The organism is Streptomyces sp. Go-475, from assembly GCF_003330845.1.
Lineage (GTDB): Bacteria > Actinomycetota > Actinomycetes > Streptomycetales > Streptomycetaceae > Streptomyces.
The window spans coordinates 3,419,688-3,443,833 of the sequence record NZ_CP026121.1 but is presented as its reverse complement, the minus strand read 5'-3'; the positions used below and the strand labels follow the sequence as shown (position 1 = coordinate 3,443,833).

The following is a 24,146-nucleotide window of genomic DNA, read 5'->3' as shown; positions in this document are numbered from 1 at the left end:
GCGGACGGCGGTGGACGGCCGGAGATGGTCCGGGCAGGGCCGGGCGGGGGCAGGAAACCGGCCACCTTGGCGCGGCCGATACCCTGGGGGAGTGACGTTCCCGGTAGTCGGCATGGTCGGCGGGGGCCAGCTCGCTCGTATGACACACGAGGCAGGCATCCCGCTGGGCATCAGGTTCAAGCTTCTCAGTGACACCCCGCAGGACTCCGCTGCGCAGGTCGTGAGCGATGTCGTCGTCGGCGACTATCGCGACCTCGACACGTTGCGCGAGTTCGCCCGAGGGTGCGATGTGATCACCTTCGATCACGAACACGTACCCACCGAGCACCTCCGCGCCCTGGAGGCGGACGGCATCCCCGTGCGCCCCGGCCCGGACGCGCTCGTGCACGCCCAGGACAAGGGCGTGATGCGGGCGAGACTCGACGCGATCGGCGTGCCCTGCCCGAGGCACAGGATCGTCTCCGATCCACAGGACGTGGCGGCCTTCGCGGCCGAGGGCGACGGTTTCCCCGTCGTCCTCAAGACCGTTCGCGGCGGCTACGACGGCAAGGGCGTGTGGGTGGTGGACTCCGTGGAGGAGGCCGCCGATCCGTTCAAGGCCGGGGTGCCCGTGCTCGCCGAGGAGAAGGTCGACTTCGTCCGCGAGCTCGCCGCCAACGTCGTCCGCTCCCCGCACGGCCAGGCCGTGGCCTACCCGGTCGTGGAGTCCCGCCAGGTCAACGGCGTCTGCGACACGGTCATCGCCCCGGCGCCCGACCTGGACGAGGCCCTCGCCCTGGAGGCCTCCGAGATGGCGCTGAACATCGCCAAGGAGCTCGGCGTCGTCGGCCACCTCGCGGTCGAGCTGTTCCAGACCCGCGACGGCCGCATCCTCGTCAACGAGCTGGCGATGCGCCCGCACAACTCCGGCCACTGGTCGATGGACGGCGCCGTCACCAGCCAGTTCGCCAACCACGTCCGCGCGGTCCTGGACCTGCCCCTGGGCGACCCGCGCCCGCGCGCCAAGTGGACGGTGATGGTCAACGTCCTCGGCGGCGACTTCCCGGACATGTACTCCGCGTACCTGCACTGCATGGCCCGCGACCCGCAGCTGAAGATCCACATGTACGGCAAGGACGTGAAGCCCGGCCGCAAGGTCGGTCACGTCAACACCTACGGCGACGACCTGGACGACGTGCTGGAGCGCGCCCGTCACGCTGCCGGCTACCTGAGAGGCACCATCACCGAATGAGCCCTGTTGTTGGCATCGTCATGGGGTCGGACTCCGACTGGCCCGTCATGGAGGCCGCCGCCAAGGCCCTCGACGAGTTCGAGATCGCCTACGAGGTCGACGTCGTCTCCGCGCACCGCATGCCGCGCGAGATGGTCGCCTACGGCGAGCAGGCCGACGAGCGCGGGCTCAAGGTGATCATCGCCGGGGCGGGCGGCGCCGCCCACCTGCCCGGCATGCTCGCCTCCGTGACGCCGCTGCCGGTCATCGGCGTGCCCGTGCCGCTGAAGTACCTCGACGGCATGGACAGCCTCCTGTCGATCGTGCAGATGCCGGCCGGCGTCCCGGTCGCCACGGTCTCGGTCGCCGGCGCCCGCAACGCCGGTCTGCTCGCGGCCCGCATCCTCGCCGCGCACGACGAGGACCTGCGCGCCCGCATGCGCGAGTTCCAGCAGGAGCTCAACGACCAGGCCACCGAGAAGGGCAAGCGCCTGCGCTCCAAGGTCGAGGGCACGGGCGGCTTCGGCTTCGGCGCGGGGAAGTGACGACGATGACCTCCCGGGAGGCAGCCCGGGAACTCCTGCGGGAGTTCCCGGTCGTCGACGGGCACAACGACCTGCCCTGGGCACTGCGCGAGCAGGTCCGCTACGACCTCGACGCCCGGGACATCGCCGTCGACCAGGCCGCCCATCTGCACACCGACCTCCCGCGCCTGCGGGCCGGCGGCGTCGGCGCGCAGTACTGGTCGGTGTACGTCCGCACGGACGCGCCCGACCCGGTCGCGGCCACCCTCGAACAGATCGACTGCGTACGGCAGTTGCTGGCCCGCCACCCGGAGGACCTGCGCCCCGCGCTGACGGCCGCCGACATGGAGGCCGCGCGCCGCGAGGGCCGGATCGCCTCCCTCATGGGCGCGGAGGGCGGCCACTCCATCGCCAACTCGCTGGGCACCCTGCGCGGTCTGTACGGACTCGGCGTGCGGTACCTCACGCTCACCCACAACGACAACGTGGACTGGGCGGACTCCGCGACCGACGAGCCGCGGGCCGGGGGCCTCACCGCGTTCGGCCGCGAGGTCGTACGGGAGATGAACCGGCTCGGCATGCTCGTCGACCTCTCCCACGTGGCCGCGACGACGATGCGGGACGCGCTCGACACGAGCACCGCCCCGGTGATCTTCTCCCACTCCTCCGCCCGGGCCGTCTGCGACCACCCGCGCAACATCCCGGACGACGTCCTGGAACGCCTGCCCGCCAACGGCGGCATCGCCATGGTCACCTTCGTCCCGAAGTTCGTGCTCCAGGCGGCCGTCGACTGGACCGCCGCGGCCGACGAGAACATGCGCGTCCACGGCTTCCACCCCCTCGACACCACCCCGGAGGCCATGAAGGTCCACCGCGCCTTCGAGGAGCGGCACCCGCGCCCGGTCGCCACGGTGGCGACGGTCGCCGACCACCTGGACCACATGCGCGAGGCGGCGGGCATCGACCACCTCGGCATCGGCGGCGACTACGACGGCACGGCCTTCACCCCCGACGGCCTCGACGACGTCTCCGGCTACCCCAACCTGATCGCCGAACTCCTCGACCGCGGCTGGTCGAAGGCCGACCTGACCAAGCTGACCTGGAAGAACGCGGTCCGGGTGCTGGACGCGGCGGAGGACGTGGCCCGGGGGCTTCAGCAGACGCGGTCGCCGTCCAACGCCACGATCGAGTCGCTGGACGCGTCCGGCTCCTGAGCGTCGAGGGCGGGGTAGTCGGTGTAGCCGGTCGCCCCGCCCACGTACATGAAGTACCGGTCGCGCAGCTCGTTCAGCGGCGCCCCGCGCCGCAGCCGCGTCACCAGATCCGGGTTGGCCAGGAAGGGGCGGCCGAGCGCGATCAGGTCGGCTCCGGCGGCCAGCAGCGCCTCGGACGCCCGGTGCACCGCGTCCGTGGAGATCTCCTTCAGTACCGGGTTGCCGATGAGCACGCCCGGCCATCCGGCACGCACCTTCCGGAACACCGCCGTCTCCGGGTCGGCGTACCCCAGGTGCAGGTAGGCCAGCCCCAGCCCGCCGAGCCGCTCGACGAGCGCCGGGTAGATCTCCTCGGTCTCGCCCTCCTCGATGCCGTTGACCGTGTTGCCGGGGGAGACCCGGAGCCCCACCCGCTCGGCCCCGATCTCGGCAGCCACGGCCTCGGTCACCTCGGCCGTGAACCGGATCCGGGCCGCGACCGGTCCGCCGTAGCCGTCGGTGCGAAGGTTGGTGTTGCGGGCGAGGAACTGGTGCAGCAGATGGCCGTTGGCCGAGTGCACCTCCACCCCCTCGAAGCCGGCGTCCAGCGCGTTGCGGGCGGCCTTCGCGAAGTCGGCGACGGTGGTGCGGATGTCCTCGGCGGTCATCTCCCTGGGCACCACGGCCGGCCGGTGACCCTCCGGCGTGAAGATCGTCCCGGGCAGCGGGACGGGCGAGGGAGCCAGAGGCGTCAGCCCGCTGGTCGCGGGGTGCCCGACCCGCCCGCCGTGCTGGAGCTGGAGGAACATCCGGCCGCCCGCCTCCCGCACGGCGTCCGTGACCCGCCGCCAGCCGGCCACGTGCGCGGGGCTGTGGACGGCGGTGATGTTCGGGTACGTCTGCCCGACCGCGTTCGGCGTCGACGCCTCGGCGATGATCAGCCCGGCGGAGGCGCGCTGGGCGTAGTACGTGGCCATGAGCGGGGTCGGCGTGCCGTCGGCCTCGGCCCGGTTCCTGGTCAGCGGCGCCATCACCAGACGGTTGGGCAGGTCAAGACCGGGCAGACGAGCCGGCTCGAAGAGTGCTGTCGTGTGCTGCGTCATGCCCGTACGCTAAAACCTGACACCAATGTCAGAATCAAGCCCGGGAGTGGACGTGCGGATCGGTGAACTGGCCCGGCGCACCAACGTGAGCGAGCGGTCGCTGCGCTACTACGAGAAGCAGGGGATGCTCACCGCCGAGCGGACGCCCGGCGGACATCGGGAGTACCCGGAGGCGGCCGTGGACCGGGTCATCCGGATCCAGGAGCTGTTCGCGGCGGGACTGTGCAGCGAGAAGATCGTCCAGCTGCTGCCGTGCATGCGGGACAGGGACGGCGGCCCCTCGTCCCGTGCCACCCCCAGCCTGGTCGCCGACCTCACCGCCGAGCGCGCCCGCATCGACCGGATGATCGCCGACCTGGTCCGCTCCCGGGACACCCTGGACGAGGTGATCGAAGCGGCCCGGCTGCCCTGACGGCGCGGCCGTCGGGGCGTACCCCGAACGCTCCGCCCACCAGGAACAGCCCACCGCTCCGTGCGACGGTGACCGTACTGCACGACGACCGTACGGAGCCGCCATGGCAGACCTCCAGGACGACCTGCGCCCCACCGCCGCGGCCGGTGACCTCGACGACCTGGCCGAGCCGTACCCCGAGGAGGCCGTGGTCACGGCGGAGTCCTACGAGCCCGTCTCCGACCCGGACGACGCGCCCCTGACCCGGGCGCACGCCATCCTCGCCGCGCACCCCGTCGCCGACGGTTACAACGGACTGCCCTGGGCCCTCAAGCGCCTGTCCTACTACGACCTGGAGCTCGGCGAGAGCGCCGTCGACACGGACGTACCGCGCCTGCGCGGCGGCCACGTGGGCGCCCTGTTCTGGTCGCTGCACCTGCCCGAGGGCCTCGACGGCGACCGGGCCGTCGGCGCCACGCTGGAGCAGCTGGACCTGGCCAAGACCGTCGTCCGCACCTGTGACGAGGGCCTGCGGCCCGCCTGTACGGCCGGACAGGTCGCGGACGCCCGCAACTGCGGCCGGGTCGCCGTGCTCCTCGGCCCCGCCGGGGCATCGGCCGTGGGCGACTCGCTGGGCATCCTGCGCCAGTTGCACGCCCTCGGCCTGCGCGTCCTCACCCTGGCCGGGGTGTCCTGGGCGAGCGAGGCGGGGCTGACCCGGTTCGGCGAGGAGGTCGTGCGCGAGATGAACCGGCTCGGCGTGATCGCGGACCTCTCCGGCGCCTCACCGCAGACCGTCCGCCGCGTCCTGAGCCTCTCCCGGGCACCCGTGCTGTGCAGCCGCTCCGCCGCCCGGGCGATCCGCCCCCACCCGGTCAACCTCCCCGACGAACTGCTGGCGGAGCTGGGCGAGGCCAAGGGGCTGTGCCTGGTGCCGCTGACCGCCGAGCAGACCGGCCCGACCGTCCGCGACGTCGCCGACCACCTCGACCACGTCCGCGAGGTCGCCGGAGCGCACTGCGTCGGACTGTCCGGCACCTACGACTCCGGAGCCGCCCACCCGCAGGAACTCGGCGACACCTCCTGCTACCCGCGGCTGATCGCCGAACTGCTCCGACGCGGCTGGGACGAGGCCGACGTGGCCCTTCTGACCTGGGGCAACGTCCAACGCGTGCTGCGCGGCGCCGACTTCACGGCCCGCGCGGCCCAGCAACGGCGCGAGCAGTCGACGGCGACGATCGCGGAGCTGGACGGGTAACGCGCCCGTCGCCTCAGTCGTGCTCGATCCGGCACAGGCAGAACGGATGCCCCACCGGATCGGCGTACACCCGGAAGTCCTTCTTCTCGTAGTCCTCCCGGTCCAGCACCCGCGCCCCCAGCGCCAGCACCCGCTCCTCCGCCGCGTCGATCTCCTCCCACGTCGACCCGGCGTCGAAGTCCAGGTGGAACTGCTGAGCGTTGCGGTCGGCCCGCGGCCACTCCGGCGGGGTGTACCCGGGCGAGCGCTGGAAGGCGAGCCGCGGCCCGCCGGGGACGCGCAGCACCACCCAGTCGGGGTCGTCGTCCTCCGGCGTGCCCCCGCCGACCCGCGCGTAGAAGCGGGCCAGCTCGCGCGGCTCGGGGCAGTCGACGACCACGGAACGGAAACGTGCCACGGCGGACATGAGGCCTCCCGGTCTCAGCAGGCGCAGAGGCAGAACGGGTGCCCGGCCGGGTCGGCGTAAACCCGGAACGTGCGCTCCCGGTCCTCGGCGTCCAGCGGCTTCGCGCCCAGCGCCAGCACGCCCTTCTCGGCCGCGTCCAGATCCTCCACCACCAGGTCGAGGTGGAACTGCTGGGAGTGCTCGGGCGAGGGCCACCGTGGCGGCACGTACCCGGGAGCGGCCTGGAACGCCAGCGCCGGGCCGCCCGGCACCTTCAGGTCCACCCACTCGTCCTCCCCGTCGCTCTCCACCGTCGGCGTGCCCCCCAGCACGTCGGCGTAGAAGCCCGCCAGCGCGCGCGGGTCGGGACAGTCCAGGACGACGACACCCATCTTGGCGAGAGCCATGACTTCCTCCTCGAAGTCGCTGTTACCCACAGGTTCGTTACCGACAGCCTGCGGGAAACTGGTAACCGTTACTCCATGCTCCCGCACAGGCGGTAACCTCGCAAGGGGAAACGCGAGAGGTACGGTCCAGCCATGACGGAGAGATCGCCCGCACCCGGCGGCCTGGCCCTGGTCGAGACCCTGGTGAACACGCTGGACATCGAGTCGGGCGCCGACGCGCTCGACACGCCGGAAGGCCGGGCCCGCATCGGGATCACCGGGGACGACGAGGCCGAAGAGGCCCGCGCCCTGCGCGAGTCACTGCGCGCCGTCCTCCTCGCCCACGCCGGCCACCCGCCCCACCGCGAGGTACCCCCGCTCGGCGACCTCCTCGCCGCCGCCCCCCTCGTCGTCACGGTCGACCCGGCGGACGGCTCGGCCGCCCTCACCCCCGCCGACGGCCACTCCCTGCACGCACGCGTGGCCGCCGCCGTCGCCGAAGCCCTGGTCGCCGGCACCTGGACCCGCCTCAAGGCCTGCGAGGCCGCCGACTGCCACTGGGCGTACTACGACCGCAGCCCCGCAGGCCGGGGCCGCTGGTGCTCCATGCAGGTGTGCGGGGCCCGCGCCAAGATGCGCCGCTACCGCGCCAAGGGAACATGAGACGCCCCCCACCCCGGCCCGGTGGGGCAGAATGCAACAAGACGCCGGTTCGGCCGACTGAGCCTCGGCCGAACCGGCGTCACCTGTCCGCGCGTCCCTACGCGCTCACGCCCTGGGACGCCCCATCGCCCGGTACGTCCAGCCCGCCTTGCGCCAGCGCTCCGGATCCAGGGCGTTGCGACCGTCCAGGACGACCCGGGCCGCCGCCACCTCCCCGAGCGCCTCGGTGTCCAGCTCGCGGAACTCCCGCCACTCCGTCAGATGCAGCACGATGTCGGCGCCCCGCACCGCCTCCAGCGCCGAGTCGGCATAGCCGAGCGTCGGGAAGACCCGGCGGGCGTTGTCCATGCCCTTCGGGTCGTACACCGTGACCTGCCCGCCCTGGAGATGGATCTGCCCGGCCACGTTCAGCGCGGGCGAGTCCCGCACGTCGTCCGAGTCGGGCTTGAAGGTCGCGCCCAGCACCGCCACCCGCTTGCCCAGGAACGGCCCGCCGCCCAGCGCCTGCCGGGCCAGCTCCACCATCTGCCCACGCTGGCGCATGTTGATCGAGTCGATCTCCCGCAGGAACGTCAGCGCCTGGTCCGCGCCCAGCTCACCCGCCCGCGCCATGAACGCCCGGATGTCCTTCGGCAGACAGCCACCGCCGAAGCCGATCCCGGCCCGCAGGAACTTCCTGCCGATCCGGTCGTCGTAACCGATCGCCTCCGCCAGCTTCGCGACATCACCGCCCGCGGCCTCGCACACCTCCGCCATCGCGTTGATGAAGGAGATCTTCGTCGCGAGGAAGGAGTTCGCCGATGTCTTCACCAGCTCGGCGGTCGGGAAGTCCGTCACCACGAACGGCGAGCCCTCCGCGATCGGCGTCGCGTACACCTCCCGCAGCAGTTTCTCGGCCCGCTCGCTGCGCACACCCACCACGATCCGGTCCGGGTGCAGCGTGTCGTCGACCGCGAAGCCCTCCCGCAGGAACTCCGGGTTCCAGGCCAGCTCGGCGTCCTCCCCGGCCGGCGCGTTCGCCGCCAGGTAGGCCGCCAGCCGGTCGGCGGAGCCCACGGGCACGGTCGACTTGCCGACCACCAGCGCGGGCCCGTGCAGATGCGGCGCCAGCGAGGCGAACGCGGAGTCGACGTACGACATGTCGCAGGCGTACTCGCCGTGCCGCTGCGGCGTGTTCACACAGACGAAGTGCACATCGCCGAAGGCACCGATCTCGGCCCAGTCCTGGGTGAAGCGCAGCCGCCCGCTGGAGCCCTCGAACCCGGCGACGTGCCGGCGCAGCAGCTCGTCCAGACCCGGCTCGTACATCGGGGCCTCGCCCCGCTCCAGCATCTCGATCTTCTCGCGCACGACGTCCAGCGCGAGCACCTCGAAGCCCAGCTCGGCCATGGCCGCCGCGTGTGTCGCGCCGAGATAACCGGTGCCGATCACGGTGATCTTCAGGGCCATGGGTGCTCCAGGGGTCTACGGCATGTGGTGCGCGCCCGAGCATAGCCGGGGCATGGCGGCGCGCTTCACTGGGCAACTTCTCGGCTGTCGCCTAGCTCACGTATCACTCCCGTGGGCGACCCCATAAACTTTTGATTACTTAACGGTAGTTAGCGCCACCATCGCAGCGTTTTGGAGCGTGAGAGACCTTGGCCGGATCGGCTGACTTCGACCTGTACCGCCCGTCCGAGGAGCACGACATGCTCCGCGACGCCGTCCGCTCGCTGGCCGAGGCGAAGATCGCGCCGCACGCCGCCGCGGTGGACGAGGAGGCCCGCTTCCCGCGCGAGGCGCTCGACGCGCTGGTGGCGAACGACCTGCACGCCGTGCACGTCCCCGAGGAGTACGGCGGCTCGGGCGCCGACGCGCTCGCCACCGTCATAGTGATCGAGGAGGTCGCCCGCGTCTGCGCCTCCTCCTCCCTCATCCCCGCGGTGAACAAGCTGGGCTCGCTCCCGGTGATCCTCTCCGGCTCCGAGGAGCTGAAGAAGAAGTACATGGCCCCGCTCGCCAAGGGCGACGGCATGTTCTCCTACTGCCTCTCCGAGCCCGACGCCGGCTCCGACGCCGCCGGCATGAAGACCAAGGCCGTCCGCGACGGCGACTTCTACGTCCTCAACGGCGTGAAGCGCTGGATCACCAACGCCGGCGAGTCCGAGTACTACACGGTGATGGCGGTGACGGACCCGTCGAAGCGCTCGAAGGGCATCTCGGCCTTCGTCGTCGAGAAGTCCGACGAGGGCGTCTCCTTCGGCGCCCCCGAGAAGAAGCTCGGCATCAAGGGCTCCCCGACCCGCGAGGTCTACCTCGACAACGTCCGCATCCCCGCCGACCGCATGATCGGCGAGGAGGGCACCGGCTTCGCCACGGCCATGAAGACCCTCGACCACACCCGCATCACCATCGCCGCCCAGGCCCTCGGCATCGCCCAGGGTGCCCTCGACTACGCCAAGGGCTACGTCCAGGAGCGCAAGCAGTTCGGCAAGCCCATCGCCGACTTCCAGGGCATCCAGTTCATGCTCGCCGACATGGCCATGAAGATCTCGGCCGCCCGCGCCCTGACCTACCAGGCCGCCGCCGCCTCCGAACGCGGCGACGCCGACCTCACGTACCAGGGCGCCGCCGCCAAGTGCTTCGCCTCGGACGTCGCGATGGAGGTCACGACGGACGCGGTCCAGCTCCTCGGCGGGTACGGCTACACGCGTGACTACCCGGTGGAGCGCATGATGCGGGACGCCAAGATCACGCAGATCTACGAGGGAACGAACCAGGTTCAGCGCATCGTCATGGCCCGCAACCTGCCGTGACGCACGCTTGGCGGATTGGTTCCTTCCGCCCCGTGGCGGGCGGCGCCGCACAGGCGTAGGACGGAAGGGCACGGGGACCGACCCCCGGCCCCCGCCCGTCCCCGGGAGGAACCATGACCCAGCAGCCCACCACGGCCACCCCGATGAGCAAGGAGATGCAGGACTGCGTCCAGGCGTGCATGTCCTGCCACAGCACGTGCGAGGAGACCATGAGCTCCTGCATGCAGATGGGCGGCCAGGCCCAGATGCAGGTCATGCGCGCGGTCATGGACTGCGCCGAGATGACCCGGCTGTGCGCGGACATGATGATGCGCCGCTCGCCGCTCTCGGCCGAGATGTGCGCGATGTGCGCCCGCGCCTGTGACATGTGCGCCGAGGCGTGTATGTCCATGCCGGACGACGCCCAGATGATGCGCTGCGCCGAGGCGTGTCGCAACTGCGCCGAGATGTGCCGCAAGATGGCGGCCGCCACGATGTGAGGACCGCCTCACAGCGAAGGGGGCACCCGCCGGGTGCCCCCTTTTCGCCGCTCGGAGCTCAGTTGCCCGAGACGGTGACCTTCTCGTCGTTCTTCAGTTCGTTCACCAGCGTCTTCACCTTCGCGGTGTCCCACTGGAGGTTGCCGTTCGCGGAGTTGCCCGCGATCGGCATGTTCATCGACTTGCCCTCGCCGCCGCTGACGCCCTTCATCGCCCAGAACATGGACGCCAGGTCGAACAGGCCCATGTCCTTGTCGACCACGAGGGAGTCCAGGCCGGCGCCCATGGTCGGGTACAGCTTGAAGGGGTTCAGAATCGTGCTCGGGGTGGCGACCTGGTTGGCCAGGGCCGAGAGGAACTTCTGCTGGTTCTTCGTACGGTCCAGGTCGGAGCCCTTGAGGGCGTAGCGGGTGCGGACGAACGCCAGGGCCTGCTCGCCGTTGAGGGTCTGCTTGCCCTTCTTCAGGTCCGCGCCGGACTTGGTGTCCTTGATGTCCTGCGGGATGTCCATCTCGACCCCGCCGACCGCGTCCACGATGTTCGCGAAGCCGCCGAAGCCGATCTCCACGTAGTGGTCGATGTGCAGACCGGTGTTGGCCTCGACCGTGCGGACCAGCAGCTCCGGGCCGTCCTCCGCGTACGCCGCGTTGAGCTTCGTCTGGCGGCCGGTGGCCGGGTAGAGCTTGCCCGAGTCGGAGCCCTTGTACGACGGGATCGTGACGTTCGAGTCACGCGGCAGCGAGATCAGCGTCGGGCCGTTGCTGCCGGTGTGCAGGATCATCATCGAGTCCGTGCGCTTGCCCTCGGCGGAGCCGGTGTGCAGCTTCTTCTTCTCCTCGGCCGACATGCCCGCGCGGCTGTCCGAGCCGACGATCAGGTAGTTCGTGCCCTCGCCCGCCTCCGGCCGGTCGATGACCTTCGACAGGTCGACGTCGCGGTTGAGCTTGGAGTCGGCCCAGAAGTACGTGGCGACGCTCGTCACGGCCAGGACCGTCACCAGCGTGATCGCCGTCACCTTGATGCGGCGGCGCCAGTTCGGCGCGGGACGCGGGTCGTACCCGCCGCCGCCCGGGCCGCCGGGGCCTCTGCCGCCGGGGGAGCCGTAGACCTGGCCGGTGTTGTAGCCGCTGTCATAGGTCGACGGCGGCTCGGCGTAGCCGCCGTCCACGTACGACGGCTGCTGCGGCACGCCGCCGGCGTACTGCGGTGCGCCACCGTAGGCACCCTGCCCGGGCGACGCCGCCGGACCGCGGCGGACCTGCCGCATGACACGGGCGCTCTCGGGCTGTGCGCTCGAGCTTCCGCGTCCGTACCGGCTGCCGCGGTTGTCGTCGGACCATCCCTCGGGCCAATTGTTCATGCGCCCCAGTGTGCAGGTCCCCATGGTCCGCCATACAAGAGTCGTCGGAAAATCAGAGCACGGCTGTGGCGAAGCTGACACAAAACCCCCTCATGCCGCCTCGGCATAAGGTAGGGGCCATGACAGACCAGGCCTCAGCTGCGGATTCCGGCGCCACGGATATCCCGGGCAAGCCGACCTCGGCCTCCCGCACGACCCTCAGCCACATCATGACCCACAACGACACGAACCTGCTGGGGACCGTGCACGGCGGCGTGATCATGAAGCTGGTCGACGACGCGGCCGGGGCCGTGGCCGGGCGGCACTCCGGCGGCCCGGCCGTCACCGCGTCCATGGACGAGATGGCGTTCCTGGAGCCGGTCCGCGTCGGCGACCTGGTCCACGTCAAGGCGCAGGTCAACTGGACCGGCCGGACGTCCATGGAGGTCGGCGTCCGCGTCCTGGCCGAACGCTGGAACGAGTCCGCGCCACCGACGCAGGTCGGTTCCGCCTACCTCGTCTTCGCCGCGGTCGACGCCGACGGCAAGCCCCGCCGGGTCCCTCCGGTCCTCCCGGAGACCGAGCGCGACAAGCGCCGCTACCAGGAGGCCCAGATCCGCCGCACCCACCGCCTGGCCCGCCGCCGCGCGATCATGGAGCTGCGGGAGAAGCGGGCGGCGGAGGGGTTCGAGGACTGACGCGCCTGAACTCCTAGGAGCACGCCACCTCATCCCCCCGCACCACCCCGAACTCCCCCTGCCCCGGATCCTCCGCCCGCACCTTCCGGACGCGTTCGAAGTCCGCTCCCGCGATCACCTTCAGGGTCGGGCCCAGGCCCTTGACCGGGCGCAGTTCGCTGCCCGGGAGGGCCGTCGCGAGGGACTTGGCCGAGCGGTCCCAGCGGGGGTCGTAGGCGACGACCGTGCGCTTGACGTCGCGGGCTGCGGCGTTCACCGGGGCCCGGGTCGTGCGGAAGCCCGTCGAGGCCAGGGCGGCGTCCACGCGGCGGCCGAGGCCGGGCGTGCGCGTGCCGTTCTCCACCTGGACGCGGATCTGCTGCGGGGCCACCGACACGATGCGGGCGGCGGCGCGCGGCCGGTGCACGGACAGCGGCTGGTCCTGGCGCAGGGCGTGGAAGAGGCGCTCCGCCTTCACGGGGTCCCACTTCAGCGTGGAGCCGACGCCCTTCACGGCGAATCCCATCCGCCCGATCGGGACGGTGGTGAACTCGGAGGAGGAGGGGGAGAAGTTCCGCATGGCCCGGCCGAGGTCCAGCATCTCGTCCGTGCCGAAGCCCTTGTCGGCCCGCACCGAGCCGAGCACGGCCCGTGTCACGTCCCGGAACTTCATCGGGTTGAGGAGGATCCCGGAGGATGTGACGCGTTCCACGAGCGCCGCCATGAAGCGCTGCTGCCGTTTCATGCGGCCCAGGTCGGAGGCGCCGTCGACGTGGCGGGCGCGCACGTACTGGAGTGCCTGGCCGCCCGCGAGGGTGTGCCGGCCGGCGGGGAGGTCCAGGCCGGTGTAACTGTCCTTCAGGGGGTCGGCGGTGCAGATCTGTACGCCGCCGACGACGTCCACCGTCTTCATGAAGCTCGTGAAGTCGACCTCCACGTAGTGGTCGATCTTCACCTTGGTCATGCTCTCCACGGTCCGCACGGTCAGCTGCGGCCCGCCCTCCGCGTACGCCGCGTTCAGCTTGACCGGGTGCCCGCCGTGCCGTTCGCCCGTCGTGCGGTCGACGTGCGGGGGCATCACGGCGTAGGAGTCGCGCGGCAGGCTCACCACGCTCGCCCGTTCCCGGTCCTCCGAGATGTGCACGATCATGATCGTGTCGGTGCAGTGGCAGGGTGCCCCGCCCAGCCGGTACTTGCGCCGCTCCTCCTTGCTGATCTTCTCGCGGCCGTCGGTGCCGACGAGCAGGACGTTCATGCCGTGGCCGGCCTGGGGCCGGTTCTTCATGTCCTTGAAGGGGTCGACCCGGGCGATGTCCGCGTCCAGGCTGGTCACGACCGCGTGTCCGATACCGGCGGAGGCGAGGACCACCACGGACAGCGTGGTGACGGCCCGCATGCCCCAGCGCGGCTTCCGGCGCCGTGCGGGCGGCGCGGGCCGGCGCGGGGCGTGGCGGGGGGCGGGTGGCTGGGGGCGGCGCTGGGGTGCGGCGGTGGACCGAGGGGACCGCGGCGGCGTGGGCATGGGGACACCTCCGGACGACGGCCGTACGTGGGATCCGTGAAACCGTAGGCCGATACGATCTGCGGCCCGCGGTACCGCCCCGGCGGCGCGCAACGCTGTCCCCCGTTCGCGGTAACGTGAGCCCCCTATGAACGCCAATCCCGACGTGCGGCTCCCCGCCGTTTCCGTGATCATGCCTGTCCTCAACGAGGAGCGGCATCTGCGGGGAGCAGTCCAAGCGATCCTCGCGCAGGAGTACGCCGGCGAGATGGAGGTCGTGATCGCCCTCGGTCCGTCCACGGACCGCACGGACGAGATCGCCGCCGAGCTCGTGGCCGAAGACCCGCGTGTGCACACCGTCCCCAACCCCACCGGCCGTACGCCCGCGGCGCTGAACGCGGCGATCAACGCCTCCCGGCATCCGGTCGTGGTCCGGGTCGACGGCCACGGCATGCTCTCCCCGAACTACATCGCCACCGCGGTACGGCTCCTGGAGGAGACCGGCGCGCAGAACGTCGGCGGCATCATGCACGCCGAGGGCGAGAACGACTGGGAGCGCGCCGTCGCCGCCGCGATGACCTCGAAGATAGGTGTGGGCAACGCCTCGTTCCACACGGGCGGGGAGGCGGGCCCGGCCGAGACGGTCTACCTGGGGGTGTTCCGGCGCGAGGCGCTGGAGCGGCAGGGCGGCTACAACGTGGAGTTCATCCGCGCCCAGGACTGGGAGCTGAACTTCCGTATCCGTGAGGCCGGCGGGCTGGTCTGGTTCTCGCCCGAGCTGAAGGTGTCGTACCGGCCGCGGCCGAGCGTGAAGGCGCTCGCCAAGCAGTACAAGGACTACGGCCGTTGGCGGCACGTCGTCGCCCGCTACCACGAGGGTTCGATCAACCTGCGCTACCTCGCCCCGCCGACCGCCGTGTGCGCGATCGCGGCCGGGCTCCTGGTGGGCGCGCTGCTGACGCCGTGGGGCCTCGTGGTGCCCGGCGGCTATCTCGCGGCGATCCTGCTGGGTTCGGTCCCCGCGGGCAGGGGGCTGCCGCTGAAGGCGCGGCTGCAGATCCCCGTGGCGCTGGCCACGATGCACATGTCGTGGGGCTGGGGCTTCCTGACGAGCCCGCGGGCGCTGGCGCGGAAGGTCATCGCGTCCCGGCGCCCGTCGGTCCGGGCGGACGCCGACGCGGCCACGGGCTGATCCGCGCCGCACGGCTACCGGCTGATCCGCGCCGCACGGCTTCGGGCCCTTCCCGCTCGGGAGGGGCCCGTTTCCGTCACCAGGTGAAGCCGGGGTTCACGTGCATGCAGGCCTTGTCGTCGGCGCCGTTGAGCGCGTCGGCCGACTTCGGGGTCCGGTCGTTCCGCTTCGGTGCCTTGTAGTCGGTGCCGGTACGCCAGTCCGCGCCGACGACGAGTGTGACGCCGGAGACGTCGGTCGACCGCTGCACCGAACTGAGAGGGATCCCGAGGGCCTCGGCGACGCGCTGGGCGTCGCCCTCCAGGTCGGCGCTCGGGTAGCGGACGACGGTCTGGTCCTCGCTCCACGAGCCGTCGGTGTCGGCGACGGCCTCGGTGAAGCCCTCCTCCTTCAGCAGCCCGGCCACGGTGCTCGCGCGTCCGCTCGCCGGGGCGAGGGTGTCGGTGCGGGTGCCGTTGCGGACCTGGACGGCGATCTCGTCGTCGGCCGCGGCCGGGTCGGTGGAGGCCTTCTCCTCGGCCTTCTTCGTCTTGTCCTTGCCGTCCAGGGCGATGTCCTCGCGCACCAGCCGGAACAGCTGTTCGGCGTCCTCGGTGGGCTCCACGCGGGCGCCGACGTACCGGTTGGGCATCGTGGTCATGGTGATGCGCTTCGGCTCGACCTTGCGCAGCTCGGTGCTGAGGTCGTAGAGCTTCCTGACGGTGTCGAGGCCCGGGTCGACCGTCATGGCGCGGGTGGCTTCCTCGGCCAGTCTGCGCAGCTTGTTGGGGCTGCTGAGGGTGGCGTTCTCGCGCAGTTGGCGGACCATCGCGTTCATGTACATGTGCTGGGCCTTGGCGCGGGCGAGGTCGCTGCCGTCCTCGAAGCCGTAGCGCGTGCGCAGCCACTGCAGGGCCTGCTCGCCCTGGATGTACGAGGTGCCCTTCTCCAGTTTCAGGCCCGAGCCCTTGCCGTCGGAGGTGCGGGAGTGGATGTTGGCGTCGACGCAGACGGGGACGCCGCCGACGGCGTCGGCCATCGAGACGACTCCGGCGAAGTCGACCATGATGAAGTGGTCGATGTGGATGCCGGTGAGCTCCTGCCAGGTGGCCACCGTGCAGCCGGGACCGCCGTGGCCGAGGCTCTGGTTGGTCATCGTCCGGCCCTGGGTCGCCGCGTAGACCTTGCCGTCGTCCGGGTCGGTGCACTTGGGGATCTTGACCAGGGTGTCGCGGGGCATGCTGATGACCGACATGTTGGTGCGGTCGGCGGACAGGTGCAGCAGCATCTGCACGTCGGCCAGGGGAGTGGCGCCGAACGTCTCGCGGGCGCCGCCGAGTTTCTGGTTCTCCTCGGTGTCGCGGGCGTCGGAGCCGATGAGCAGGATGTTCAGCGGGGTCTGGCCGGCGGCGTTCGGCGTCGGGGCGGCGACCTTGTTGTCGCCGAGGTTCAGGGCGTCCTTCTTGATGTTGCCGTTGAGGTGCCGGTAGTAGAAGTAGCCCGTCCCGGCCGTGCCGAGTATCAGCACGGCGAGCACGACGGCGGACCACTTCAGCGCCCGCCGCCTGCGCGGGGGCCGGCCGCCGCGTCGCCGCCCGCCGCCCTTGCCGCCGTCACCGCCACGGTCATCCACAGAGGGGCCCGCGCCTGCTGCCGAGGCCCCCTCTTGATTGGCCGACCTCACGCCGCTGGCCGGTCCGCTGTCACGGCCGGGCGTCTTGGCGCCGCGGACCGGCCTGCCGTCGCTGCTCGGGGTCTTGGCGCCGCGGGCCGGTCCGCTGTCGCCGCTGGGCGTTTTCGCGCCGCGCGCCGGACTGCCGTCGTCGCTCGGCGTCTTCGTGTCCCCCGTCGGCATGCCGTCGCCCTCGGGCGACCGCGTGCCCGTCGGCCCGTTTCCGCCCGGGACCGGTTCGTGGCGGACGCCTCGTCGCGTTCCGTCCTCCCGCACACCGCTCTGCGTCACTTTCCCCGGTCCTCTCCGCACCCCGCGCATGCAACAGGCCCGCCCTGCCTCCTGTTAGACGCACGACGGGCCTGTCAGTTGCCCTCAGCGGGTCAACTCGCGCACTTGACCTTGTCGGCCGTGGACTTCTCCACGTCCGGCGCCTCGACCGGGGCGTTCAGCTTCACGCCGGCGCCCTTGAAGTCCCTGCCGAGGGTCAGGGTCATCGTGGGCAGCCCCTGGGCGTTGGTCACGCTCTCGCCGGGCTTGAGCGCCGCGCCGGACAGGCCCATGATGTCGGCCAGTCGGCGGGCCTGGTCGGCCTGGTCGGGGGCGTACTCGAGGGTCGTTTTCGCCAGGGCGGCGGGGGCGTTGCCGCCGTTCTCGGACTTGGTCACGCCCTCCTCGACCTGGAGGTACTGCAGGGTCTTCTGCGCGCTGCCGCCGACGGCACCGCCGTTGAGGATCCGCACCCGGACCTCGGAGGCCGGGGCCTTGGTGCCCTTGAGGCGGGCGGCCTCGGCGTCCTTCTCCTTCTTCTGCTGCTTCTTGACCTCGGTGAACGAGACGTCGTTCTTGATCATCTCGAACACCTGGGGGGCCTGTGCCTCGTTGAGGACGACCGTCGCCTTCACCGTCTCCGCGGGGTTGTCCTTCACCGGGACCGTCGTGAAGGTGATGTTCTTCGTCGGCACCTTCTTCAGTTCCAGCGCGATGTCCTTGAGCGTGCCGACGTTCCCGATCGCCTTGTCCACCGTGAGGGCCTTCGTGGCGGCCTCGGCCAGCTTCAGCAGCTTGGAGGGGCTGGTGAGGGTGTCACCGGAGGACATCTTGCGCATCAGCGAGCCGAGGAACTGCTGCTGCACCTTGATCCGGTCGAGGTCGCCGCTGTTGCCGAAGCTCTTGCGCGTGCGGACGAACGCGAGGGCCTGCTCGCCCTCGACGGTCGACTCGCCCTCGGGCAGGACGAGTTTGGACTCCTTGTCGTTGACGGGCTTCTCCACGCACACCTCGACCCCGTCGACCGCCGTGGTCAGCGTCTTCACCGCGTTGAAGTCGGCCATCATGAAGTGGTCGACCTCGATGCCGGTGTTCTCCTTCACCGTGCGCATCGTGCAGCCCGGGTCCCGGCCGTTCTCGCCGAGGCTCCGGTTGAAGCGGACGCCCTGCTGCCCCGGGACGATCTTCTCCGAGCCGTCCTCCAGCTTGGTCGGGCAGTCGGGGATGTCCACGATCAGGTCGCGGGGGATGCTGAGCGCGGTCGCGTTGGAGCGGTCCTCGGCGACGTGCAGCAGGATCGTGGTGTCGGCGTGCCCGCTGCTGCCCTTGTCGCCGTAGCCCTCGTTGCCCTCGCCGGTGCGCTTGTCGGTGCCGATGATGAGGATGCTGAAGGCCTCGTCCTTGCTGAAGTTGCCGGCGCCCGCGTTGCCGACGTCGGTCGTCGTGACGTTGCCCTCCAGGTGCTGGAGGTAGAAGTAGCCGGCCGCGCCGACGCCGACCAGCAGGAACGCCATCGTGCCGCCGGTCCACACCAGGACCTTCCTGGCCTTCCTCGGCTTCTGCTGCACCGGCCGGCGCCCACCGCGGCGTCCCGGCGGCGGCTCCTCGGGAGCGCCGCGCCGCCTGCGCTGCGACGGGACGTCGGTGCGGCTCGCGCCGGCAGGGGGAGTCCCGGTGCGCGAAGTCGCCGTACGGGGAGGCGTCGTGCGCGAAGTCGCCGTACGGGGAGGCGTCGTACGGCCGCCCGCCGGTCCGCGTGTCCCGGGGCCCGGCGACTGCGGTGCGGAGGGGGCCAGTCGCAGTTCGTATTCGCCGGTGTTCGGATTGAGTACCCACTGGTCTGCGGGGTCGATCTGGTCCCCCCGCCCACGGCGTTGCGCGTCCACGGTTGTCCGATTCCTCCGTCGGGGCACGCGGCGCCCTCTCCCCCCGGAGGGCGCACGGGTACTTGGTCATCACAGAAGCACTGGATCGCTCACACTATCCGCCCAGTTGAACGCCGGTGTGCACTGAATGACAAATTCAACATCCACACATGGGGGCAATCCGCCCAAGTCTGCGCATGGGAGTTCGACGGTTCCGTGTGCGGGTGCGCCGCGGGTCGCTACCAGCGGTACGGCGCGTACACGTCCATGCACGGACCGGCGTCCGACCCGTTGAGCGCGTCCGTGTCGCCGGGCAGGTCCCCGGACTCGGGCGCCGGCTGCTCCGGATACGCCGTGCCCGTACGCCAGTCGGCGCCCACGACGACGGTGACGCCGGTGACGTCGGTGGACCGCTGCACGGAACTCACCGGGATCCCCAGCGACTTGGCGACCCGCCGGGCGTCGCCCGCGAGTTCGGCGCTCGGGTAGCGCACGACGGTCCGCTCCTCGGACAGCGCGGCGGAGGGGTCCGCGGCGGCCCTCGTGAAGCCCTTGCCCACGAGGGAGCGCGCGACGGCGCTCGCCCGGCCGCCGACCGGGGCGAGGGTGGCGGAGCGGGTGGCGTTCCGCACCAGGACGCCGATCTCGCCGTCGGCCGCGGCCGGATCCCGGGAGGTCTGCTCCGACCTCTTCTTCACGCCCTGCTCCGCACCCGGCTCCGCGCCCGGCTTGCGGCCCTTGCCGTCGAAGGGCACGTCGTCGCGGATCATGGACCACACGCGGTCGGCGTCGGCCCCGGCCGGCACCAGGTGGTTGGCGTCCTGCGGGTCCTGGGCCGTGGGCAGCGTCGTCATGGTGATGCGGTCCGTCGGTACCGTCCTGAGCTGCGTCCCCAGGTCGTACAGCCGCTTCACCGTGCCGATCTCCTCGGACACGTGCAGCGACTTCGTGGCCGCCTCCGCCAGGTTGGTCAGCCGGCCGGTGTCGGAGAAGACGTCCTGCGCCTTGAGCGTGCGGATCATCGAGTTCATGTACATGTGCTGCGCCCTGGCCCGCAGCGGGTCGCTGCCCCAGGCGTGGCGGGTGCGCAGCCACTGCAGCGCCTGCACGCCCTGGACCTTCTTCCGGCCGGCCGTCAGCTTCAGGCCGGAGCCGCCGGGCACGCCGGGCAGCGGCCGGTCCCACACGTTCTGCCGCACGCAGACCTCGACCCCGCCGATGGCGTCCGCCATCCGCACCACGCCCGCGAAGTCGATCGTCATCCAGTGGTCGATGTAGGCCCCGGTGAGCTTCTCCCAGGTCGCGAGCGTGCAGCCCGCTCCGCCCCGGGCCAGCGAGGCGTTGATGATCGTGTTGACCGGCGGGTACGTCTTCCCGGTCGCCGGGTCCGTGCACTTCGGTATGTCGACCCGGGTGTCGCGCGGCACGCTCACCACGGAGGCGCTCCTGCGGTCCGCGGCCAGGTGGATGAGCATCTGCACGTCGCCCAGCGGCGGATTGCCCCGGCTGTCCCGGCCGCCGCCCAGCGTCACGTTCTCGTCGGAGGCACGGCTGTCGGAGCCGATCAGCAGGATGTTCAGCGGCGTCTGCCCGGCCGCGTTCGGCTCCGCCTTCGCCGCCCCCGAGTCGCCGCTGTTGCGCGCGCCCTTGTGGATGTTGCCGTTCAGGTGCTCGTAGTAGAGGTAGCCGGCGCCGGCGGTCACGAGGACGAGCAGGGAGAGGGCCGTCGCCGCCCCGCGCAGGACGCGGCGCACCCGACGGCGGCTGCCGCCCGAGCCTCCCGAGCCGCCCGGCCCTCCGGTACCGCCGGACCTGCCCGGACCGTCACCGCCGGGGGCCGGTTCCCGGTCGTGGCCGCCCTGGTCCTGGACCGGCACCCGCGGCACGGCACCCGGTTTCGTGCCCTCCCCGTACACACCGCTGCTGCGCGCCATCTCTCCCGCTCCGCACCCCGCCGCGCGTTCAGCGCGGATCATCGGACAAGGCCTGTCGTACGCCCTGTGAGACGTACGACGGGCCCGTCAGGTCACTTGGCGCACTCGACCTTGTCCGCCGTGGACTTCTGCACACCCTCCGGCGCCTTCGACGGAGCGGTGAGGGAGACGCCCGCGCCCTTGAAGTCCTTGCCCAGGGTCAGGGTCATCGCGGGCAGCCCCTGGGAGTTGGTCACGCTCTCGCCCGGCTTCAGCGCGGAGCCGGGCAGGCCCATGATGTCGGCGAGGCGCCGGGCCTGGTCGGCCTGGTCGGGGGCGTACTCCAGCGTGGTCTTCGCCAGCTCGGCGGGCGCGTTGCCGGCGTTCTCCGACTTGGTCACGCCCTCCTCGTTCTGCAGCCAGCTGAGCGTCTCCTGCGCGCTGCCGGCGACGGCCCCGCCGTTGAGGATCCGCACCCGCACCTCGGAGGCCGGCGCCTTGGTTCCCTTCAGCCGGGCGGCGACCGCGGCCGCCTCCTTCTTCTTCTGCTCCTTGACCGCGGTGAACGAGATGTCGTTCTTGATCATGTCGAAGACCTGCGGGGCCGACGACTCGTTGAGCACGACCGTGGACTTGACCTTCTCCGCCGGGTTGTCGATCACCGGGGTCGTGGTGAAGGTCAGGTTCTTGGTGTCGAGCTTGCCGAGCTCCATGCCGAGGTCCTTCAGCTTGCTGATGCTGTCCAGCTGGGAGTCGACGGTCAGCGCCTTCGTGCCCGCCTCGGCCAGCTTCAGCATCTTCGAGGGGCTGCTCAGCGTGTCGTTGGACTTCAGCTTGCGCATCAGCGCGCTCAGGAACTGCTGCTGGAGCCCGATCCGGCTCAGGTCGCCGCCGAAGCCCACGGCATGGCGGGTGCGGACGAACGCGAGCGCCTGCTCGCCCTCGATCGTGTGGGTGCCCTTCGACAGCTTCAGGTGCGAGTCCGGGTCGTCGATGTCCTTGCCCAGACAGACCTCGACACCGCCGACCGCGCTGGTCAGCGTCTTGACGGCGTTGAAGTCGGCGACCATGAAGTTGTCCGGCTTGACGCCGGTCAGCTCGGTCACGGTCCGCATCGTGCAACTGGGCGTACGGCCGTCCTGGCCGAGGCTGGTGTTGAAGCGGACGCCCTGCGTGCCGGGGATGATCTTCTGCGTCCCGTCCTCCTGCGTGGTCGGGCAGTCCGGCACGTCGACGATCAGGTCGCGCGGGATGCTCAGCGCGGTCGCGTTCGAACGGTCCTTGGAGACGTGCAGCAGGATCGTGGTGTCGGCGTGCCCGACACTGCCGGCGTCGCCGTAGTTCTCGTTGCCCTTGCCGGTGCGCTTGTCGGTGCCGATCAGCAGGATGTTGATCGCCTTGTCCTTCTGGAAGCCACCGGTGCTCGCGCCGTCGTCGGAGACGGACGCGATGTTGTTGTTCAGGTGCTCGATGTAGAAGTACGCGGCACCCGCGCCGGCGACCAGCACGAACGCCATCGTGCCGCCGGTCCACACCAGGGCCTTCTTGCCCTTCGAGGTCTTCTTGGCGGGCCGCCGCCCGCGCCGCCCAGGCAGCGGCTCCTCCGGCGCCCCGCGGCGCCTGCGCGGCGGCGGCACCGCACGGCCGGGTGTCCCGGGCCGCGGGCGTCCGGGCGCGTCCGTCCGGGCGCGGGCCGGTGAGTCCGTACGGGCGCGGACCGGCGGGTCCGTGTCCGAGGAGGGTGGCCTGCGCGGTCCGGGAACGCCCGACTGCGGGGTGGAAGGGGCCAGTCGCAGCTCGTATTCGCCGGTGTTCGGGTTGAGCACCCACTGGTCTGCGGGATCGACGTCGTCCGCCCGCCCTCGGCCTTGCGCGTCCACGGTTGCCTGTTTCCTCCGTCGGGGCACGCGGCGCCTTCCCCTCCAAGGCGCTCGGGTCTCGGTCACACAGTGCGCGACCTCAGGACCGTCCTCAGAGCCGGGCGCACCGGATCGCTCACACTAACCGCCCAGTTCAGTGCCGAGCGACGACGGTGACAAATTCCACGTCCCTACACCTGGGCAATTCGCCCATTTCTCAGATGAAGAGTTCGTTGCCTTGGAGTTACCTTGGCGTCCGCTTTACTCACAGGTGTCCTCGGCTGCCGTGTTCCCCCGGAAGGTCGGTGGAGGAGAAACGGTGACGACGGGCTTCGCGAACGGCCCCGGATACGAATCCCCGTACGACCCGTCACGCGAATCGGCAGGCCTCAGCGGAGCGGAACCGCGCGGTACGTTTCGTGTCACGACCACCGGTGTGTCGGTCCGGAGCCGCTCGAACAGCTTCTCGGCCTCGGGCTCCACGAGTTGGTCGCGATTGGCGTCGAATGCGTACGACTCCCGGGGCACGGTCAGGAATTGCACTTGTTCCATGGGGATGTCGCGCAGCCCGCGCACGAGTTCGTACAAACCGCGAAGGCTCGCCAGATCCGGGTCGGTTGTGAGAGAGGACGTGGCGGCGTCGAGCACGGGGTACAGCTTCGCCGGATTCAGCAGGACGTCATTGCTGCGCACCTTGTTGACGAGCGCCGCGAGGAATCGTTGCTGCCGCTCCATGCGCTCCGTGTCGCTGCCGTCACCCAGGGACTTGCGGGCGCGGACGTAGCCGAGGGCCTGCTCGCCGTCGAGCGTCACCCGCCCGGCGGGCAGCCTCAGCTCGGCGGCCCGGTCGTCGATCGGCTCCCGCAGGCACACCTCGACGCCGTCGACCGCGTCGACCATCTCCTTGAAGCCGTGGAAGTCGACGACGACGTGATGGTCGACGCGGATGTCCGTGAGCTTCTCGACGGTCCGGATGGTGCAGGCGGAACCGCCCACCTGGAACGCCTGGTTGAACGGGGCGAACCGCGGCGCGCTGCGGGACCCGTCCGGCCGCCGGCAGCCCGGCAAATCCACCATCAGGTCCCGGGGGAGGGAGACGGCGGTGGCGCTGTCCCGGCCCGCCGACAGGTGCAGCAGGATCGTCGTGTCCGACCGTTCGGTGCCGGAGTCCCGCCCGTAGCGGGCGTTGTCCTCGCCCTCGCGCGAGTCCGAGCCGATCAGCAGGATGTTCCGCGCGTCCTTGACCAGCGAGGTGGGCCGCTCCTTCTCGTACCGCGCGAGCTCGGCCGCGGCCGCCTCGTCGGGCGTGATGTTCCCGCTGAGCTTGGCGTACACGGCCCAGCCGGCTCCCGCGGCCGCCACGACGAGGCCGGTGACGGCGAACGCCGAGATCCGCGCGCCCCGCCGCCGACGCCGCCGCACCAGCCCCCGCCCACTGGCCGAGGCCCCGGTCGGCCCAACCCTGCCACCCACGACAGCACCACCCCTCCTG

At 71.2% G+C, this 24,146-nt stretch carries 21 protein-coding genes; 10 read left to right on the top strand and 11 right to left on the bottom strand.

Annotated elements, in window-relative coordinates; translation table 11 throughout:
* Positions 1 to 91 precede the first annotated feature (91 nt).
* From C1703_RS15695 to C1703_RS15685, 3 genes are read left to right on the top strand one after another with little or no spacing between them, the layout of a single operon-like run.
* Complete coding sequence (locus C1703_RS15695) at positions 92 to 1,231, top strand: 5-(carboxyamino)imidazole ribonucleotide synthase (protein ID WP_114253341.1); 1,140 nt, start codon at positions 92 to 94, stop codon at positions 1,229 to 1,231.
* On the top strand, positions 1,228 to 1,755 hold the full coding sequence (gene purE / locus C1703_RS15690) for a 5-(carboxyamino)imidazole ribonucleotide mutase (protein WP_232840497.1): 528 nt from the start codon (positions 1,228 to 1,230) through the stop codon (positions 1,753 to 1,755). The genes C1703_RS15695 and purE overlap by 4 nt, the downstream gene beginning before the upstream one ends.
* A 5-nt stretch (positions 1,756 to 1,760) precedes the next feature.
* Entirely contained in the window at positions 1,761 to 2,948 is a 1,188-nt protein-coding gene (locus C1703_RS15685) for a dipeptidase (RefSeq protein WP_114253337.1), read from the top strand.
* Here the strand turns inward: C1703_RS15685 and C1703_RS15680 are convergent.
* Positions 2,888 to 4,030: an alkene reductase gene (locus C1703_RS15680; RefSeq protein WP_114253335.1), complete on the bottom strand. Its 1,143-nt coding sequence runs from the start codon at positions 4,028 to 4,030 to the stop codon at positions 2,888 to 2,890. The two genes, C1703_RS15685 and C1703_RS15680, sit on opposite strands and share 61 nt — an antisense overlap.
* A 52-nt stretch (positions 4,031 to 4,082) precedes the next feature.
* Here C1703_RS15680 and C1703_RS15675 point away from each other — a divergent pair, with 52 nt between their 5' ends.
* Positions 4,083 to 4,442, top strand: a complete 360-nt coding sequence (locus C1703_RS15675) for a MerR family transcriptional regulator (protein ID WP_114253333.1) — start codon at positions 4,083 to 4,085, stop codon at positions 4,440 to 4,442.
* 103 nt (positions 4,443 to 4,545) lie between these two features.
* A complete protein-coding gene (locus C1703_RS15670) occupies positions 4,546 to 5,679 on the top strand; it encodes a dipeptidase (protein WP_114253331.1) in 1,134 nt (377 codons plus the stop codon).
* A 13-nt stretch (positions 5,680 to 5,692) separates the two neighbouring features.
* Here the strand turns inward: C1703_RS15670 and C1703_RS15665 are convergent, their stop codons facing one another.
* Positions 5,693 to 6,085, bottom strand: a complete 393-nt coding sequence (locus tag C1703_RS15665) for a VOC family protein (RefSeq protein ID WP_114253330.1) — start codon at positions 6,083 to 6,085, stop codon at positions 5,693 to 5,695.
* 14 nt (positions 6,086 to 6,099) lie between these two features.
* Complete coding sequence (locus tag C1703_RS15660; protein WP_114253328.1) at positions 6,100 to 6,471, bottom strand: VOC family protein; 372 nt, start codon at positions 6,469 to 6,471, stop codon at positions 6,100 to 6,102.
* A 132-nt stretch (positions 6,472 to 6,603) separates the two neighbouring features.
* Here C1703_RS15660 and C1703_RS15655 point away from each other — a divergent pair, with 132 nt between their 5' ends.
* The gene (locus tag C1703_RS15655) at positions 6,604 to 7,113 is read left to right on the top strand and encodes a CGNR zinc finger domain-containing protein (RefSeq protein WP_114253326.1); all 510 of its coding nucleotides are present in this window, start codon (positions 6,604 to 6,606) and stop codon (positions 7,111 to 7,113) included.
* 105 nt (positions 7,114 to 7,218) lie between these two features.
* Here the strand turns inward: C1703_RS15655 and C1703_RS15650 are convergent, their stop codons facing one another.
* Positions 7,219 to 8,562 (bottom strand): UDP-glucose/GDP-mannose dehydrogenase family protein, encoded by a 1,344-nt coding sequence (locus C1703_RS15650; RefSeq protein ID WP_114253324.1) that lies wholly within the window; start codon positions 8,560 to 8,562, stop codon positions 7,219 to 7,221.
* A 188-nt stretch (positions 8,563 to 8,750) separates the two neighbouring features.
* On the opposite strand from C1703_RS15650, the gene C1703_RS15645 reads away from it, so the two are divergent.
* On the top strand, positions 8,751 to 9,908 hold the full coding sequence (locus tag C1703_RS15645; protein WP_114253322.1) for an acyl-CoA dehydrogenase: 1,158 nt from the start codon (positions 8,751 to 8,753) through the stop codon (positions 9,906 to 9,908).
* Positions 9,909 to 10,021: 113 nt separating this feature from the next.
* Entirely contained in the window at positions 10,022 to 10,387 is a 366-nt protein-coding gene (locus tag C1703_RS15640; protein ID WP_114253321.1) for a four-helix bundle copper-binding protein, read from the top strand.
* Positions 10,388 to 10,445: 58 nt separating this feature from the next.
* Here C1703_RS15640 and C1703_RS15635 read toward each other — a convergent pair whose 3' ends face one another.
* Entirely contained in the window at positions 10,446 to 11,747 is a 1,302-nt protein-coding gene (locus tag C1703_RS15635; protein ID WP_198678181.1) for an LCP family protein, read from the bottom strand.
* A gap of 119 nt (positions 11,748 to 11,866) precedes the next feature.
* Between C1703_RS15635 and C1703_RS15630 the strand changes: the two genes are divergently transcribed.
* A complete protein-coding gene (locus C1703_RS15630) occupies positions 11,867 to 12,424 on the top strand; it encodes an acyl-CoA thioesterase (RefSeq protein ID WP_198678180.1) in 558 nt (185 codons plus the stop codon).
* Between the two features lie 13 nt (positions 12,425 to 12,437).
* On the opposite strand, the gene C1703_RS15625 is transcribed toward C1703_RS15630, so the two are convergent.
* Positions 12,438 to 13,925: an LCP family protein gene (locus C1703_RS15625; RefSeq protein WP_114253315.1), complete on the bottom strand. Its 1,488-nt coding sequence runs from the start codon at positions 13,923 to 13,925 to the stop codon at positions 12,438 to 12,440.
* A gap of 127 nt (positions 13,926 to 14,052) precedes the next feature.
* Here C1703_RS15625 and C1703_RS15620 point away from each other — a divergent pair, with 127 nt between their 5' ends.
* The gene (locus tag C1703_RS15620; RefSeq protein ID WP_114253313.1) at positions 14,053 to 15,096 is read left to right on the top strand and encodes a glycosyltransferase family 2 protein; all 1,044 of its coding nucleotides are present in this window, start codon (positions 14,053 to 14,055) and stop codon (positions 15,094 to 15,096) included.
* A 76-nt stretch (positions 15,097 to 15,172) separates the two neighbouring features.
* Here C1703_RS15620 and C1703_RS15615 read toward each other — a convergent pair whose 3' ends face one another.
* The 5 genes from C1703_RS15615 to C1703_RS15595 form a co-directional block, all read right to left on the bottom strand.
* Positions 15,173 to 16,930, bottom strand: a complete 1,758-nt coding sequence (locus C1703_RS15615; RefSeq protein WP_232840496.1) for an LCP family protein — start codon at positions 16,928 to 16,930, stop codon at positions 15,173 to 15,175.
* 200 nt (positions 16,931 to 17,130) lie between these two features.
* Positions 17,131 to 18,903 carry an LCP family protein gene (locus C1703_RS15610; protein ID WP_114253309.1) on the bottom strand — a complete coding sequence of 591 codons (1,773 nt, stop codon included), beginning with the start codon at positions 18,901 to 18,903 and terminating at the stop codon, positions 17,131 to 17,133.
* A gap of 218 nt (positions 18,904 to 19,121) precedes the next feature.
* A complete protein-coding gene (locus tag C1703_RS15605; RefSeq protein ID WP_198678179.1) occupies positions 19,122 to 20,816 on the bottom strand; it encodes an LCP family protein in 1,695 nt (564 codons plus the stop codon).
* A gap of 92 nt (positions 20,817 to 20,908) precedes the next feature.
* Entirely contained in the window at positions 20,909 to 22,675 is a 1,767-nt protein-coding gene (locus C1703_RS15600) for an LCP family protein (RefSeq protein WP_114253307.1), read from the bottom strand.
* Between the two features lie 240 nt (positions 22,676 to 22,915).
* Complete coding sequence (locus C1703_RS15595) at positions 22,916 to 24,127, bottom strand: LCP family protein (RefSeq protein WP_114253305.1); 1,212 nt, start codon at positions 24,125 to 24,127, stop codon at positions 22,916 to 22,918.
* Positions 24,128 to 24,146 lie beyond the last annotated feature (19 nt).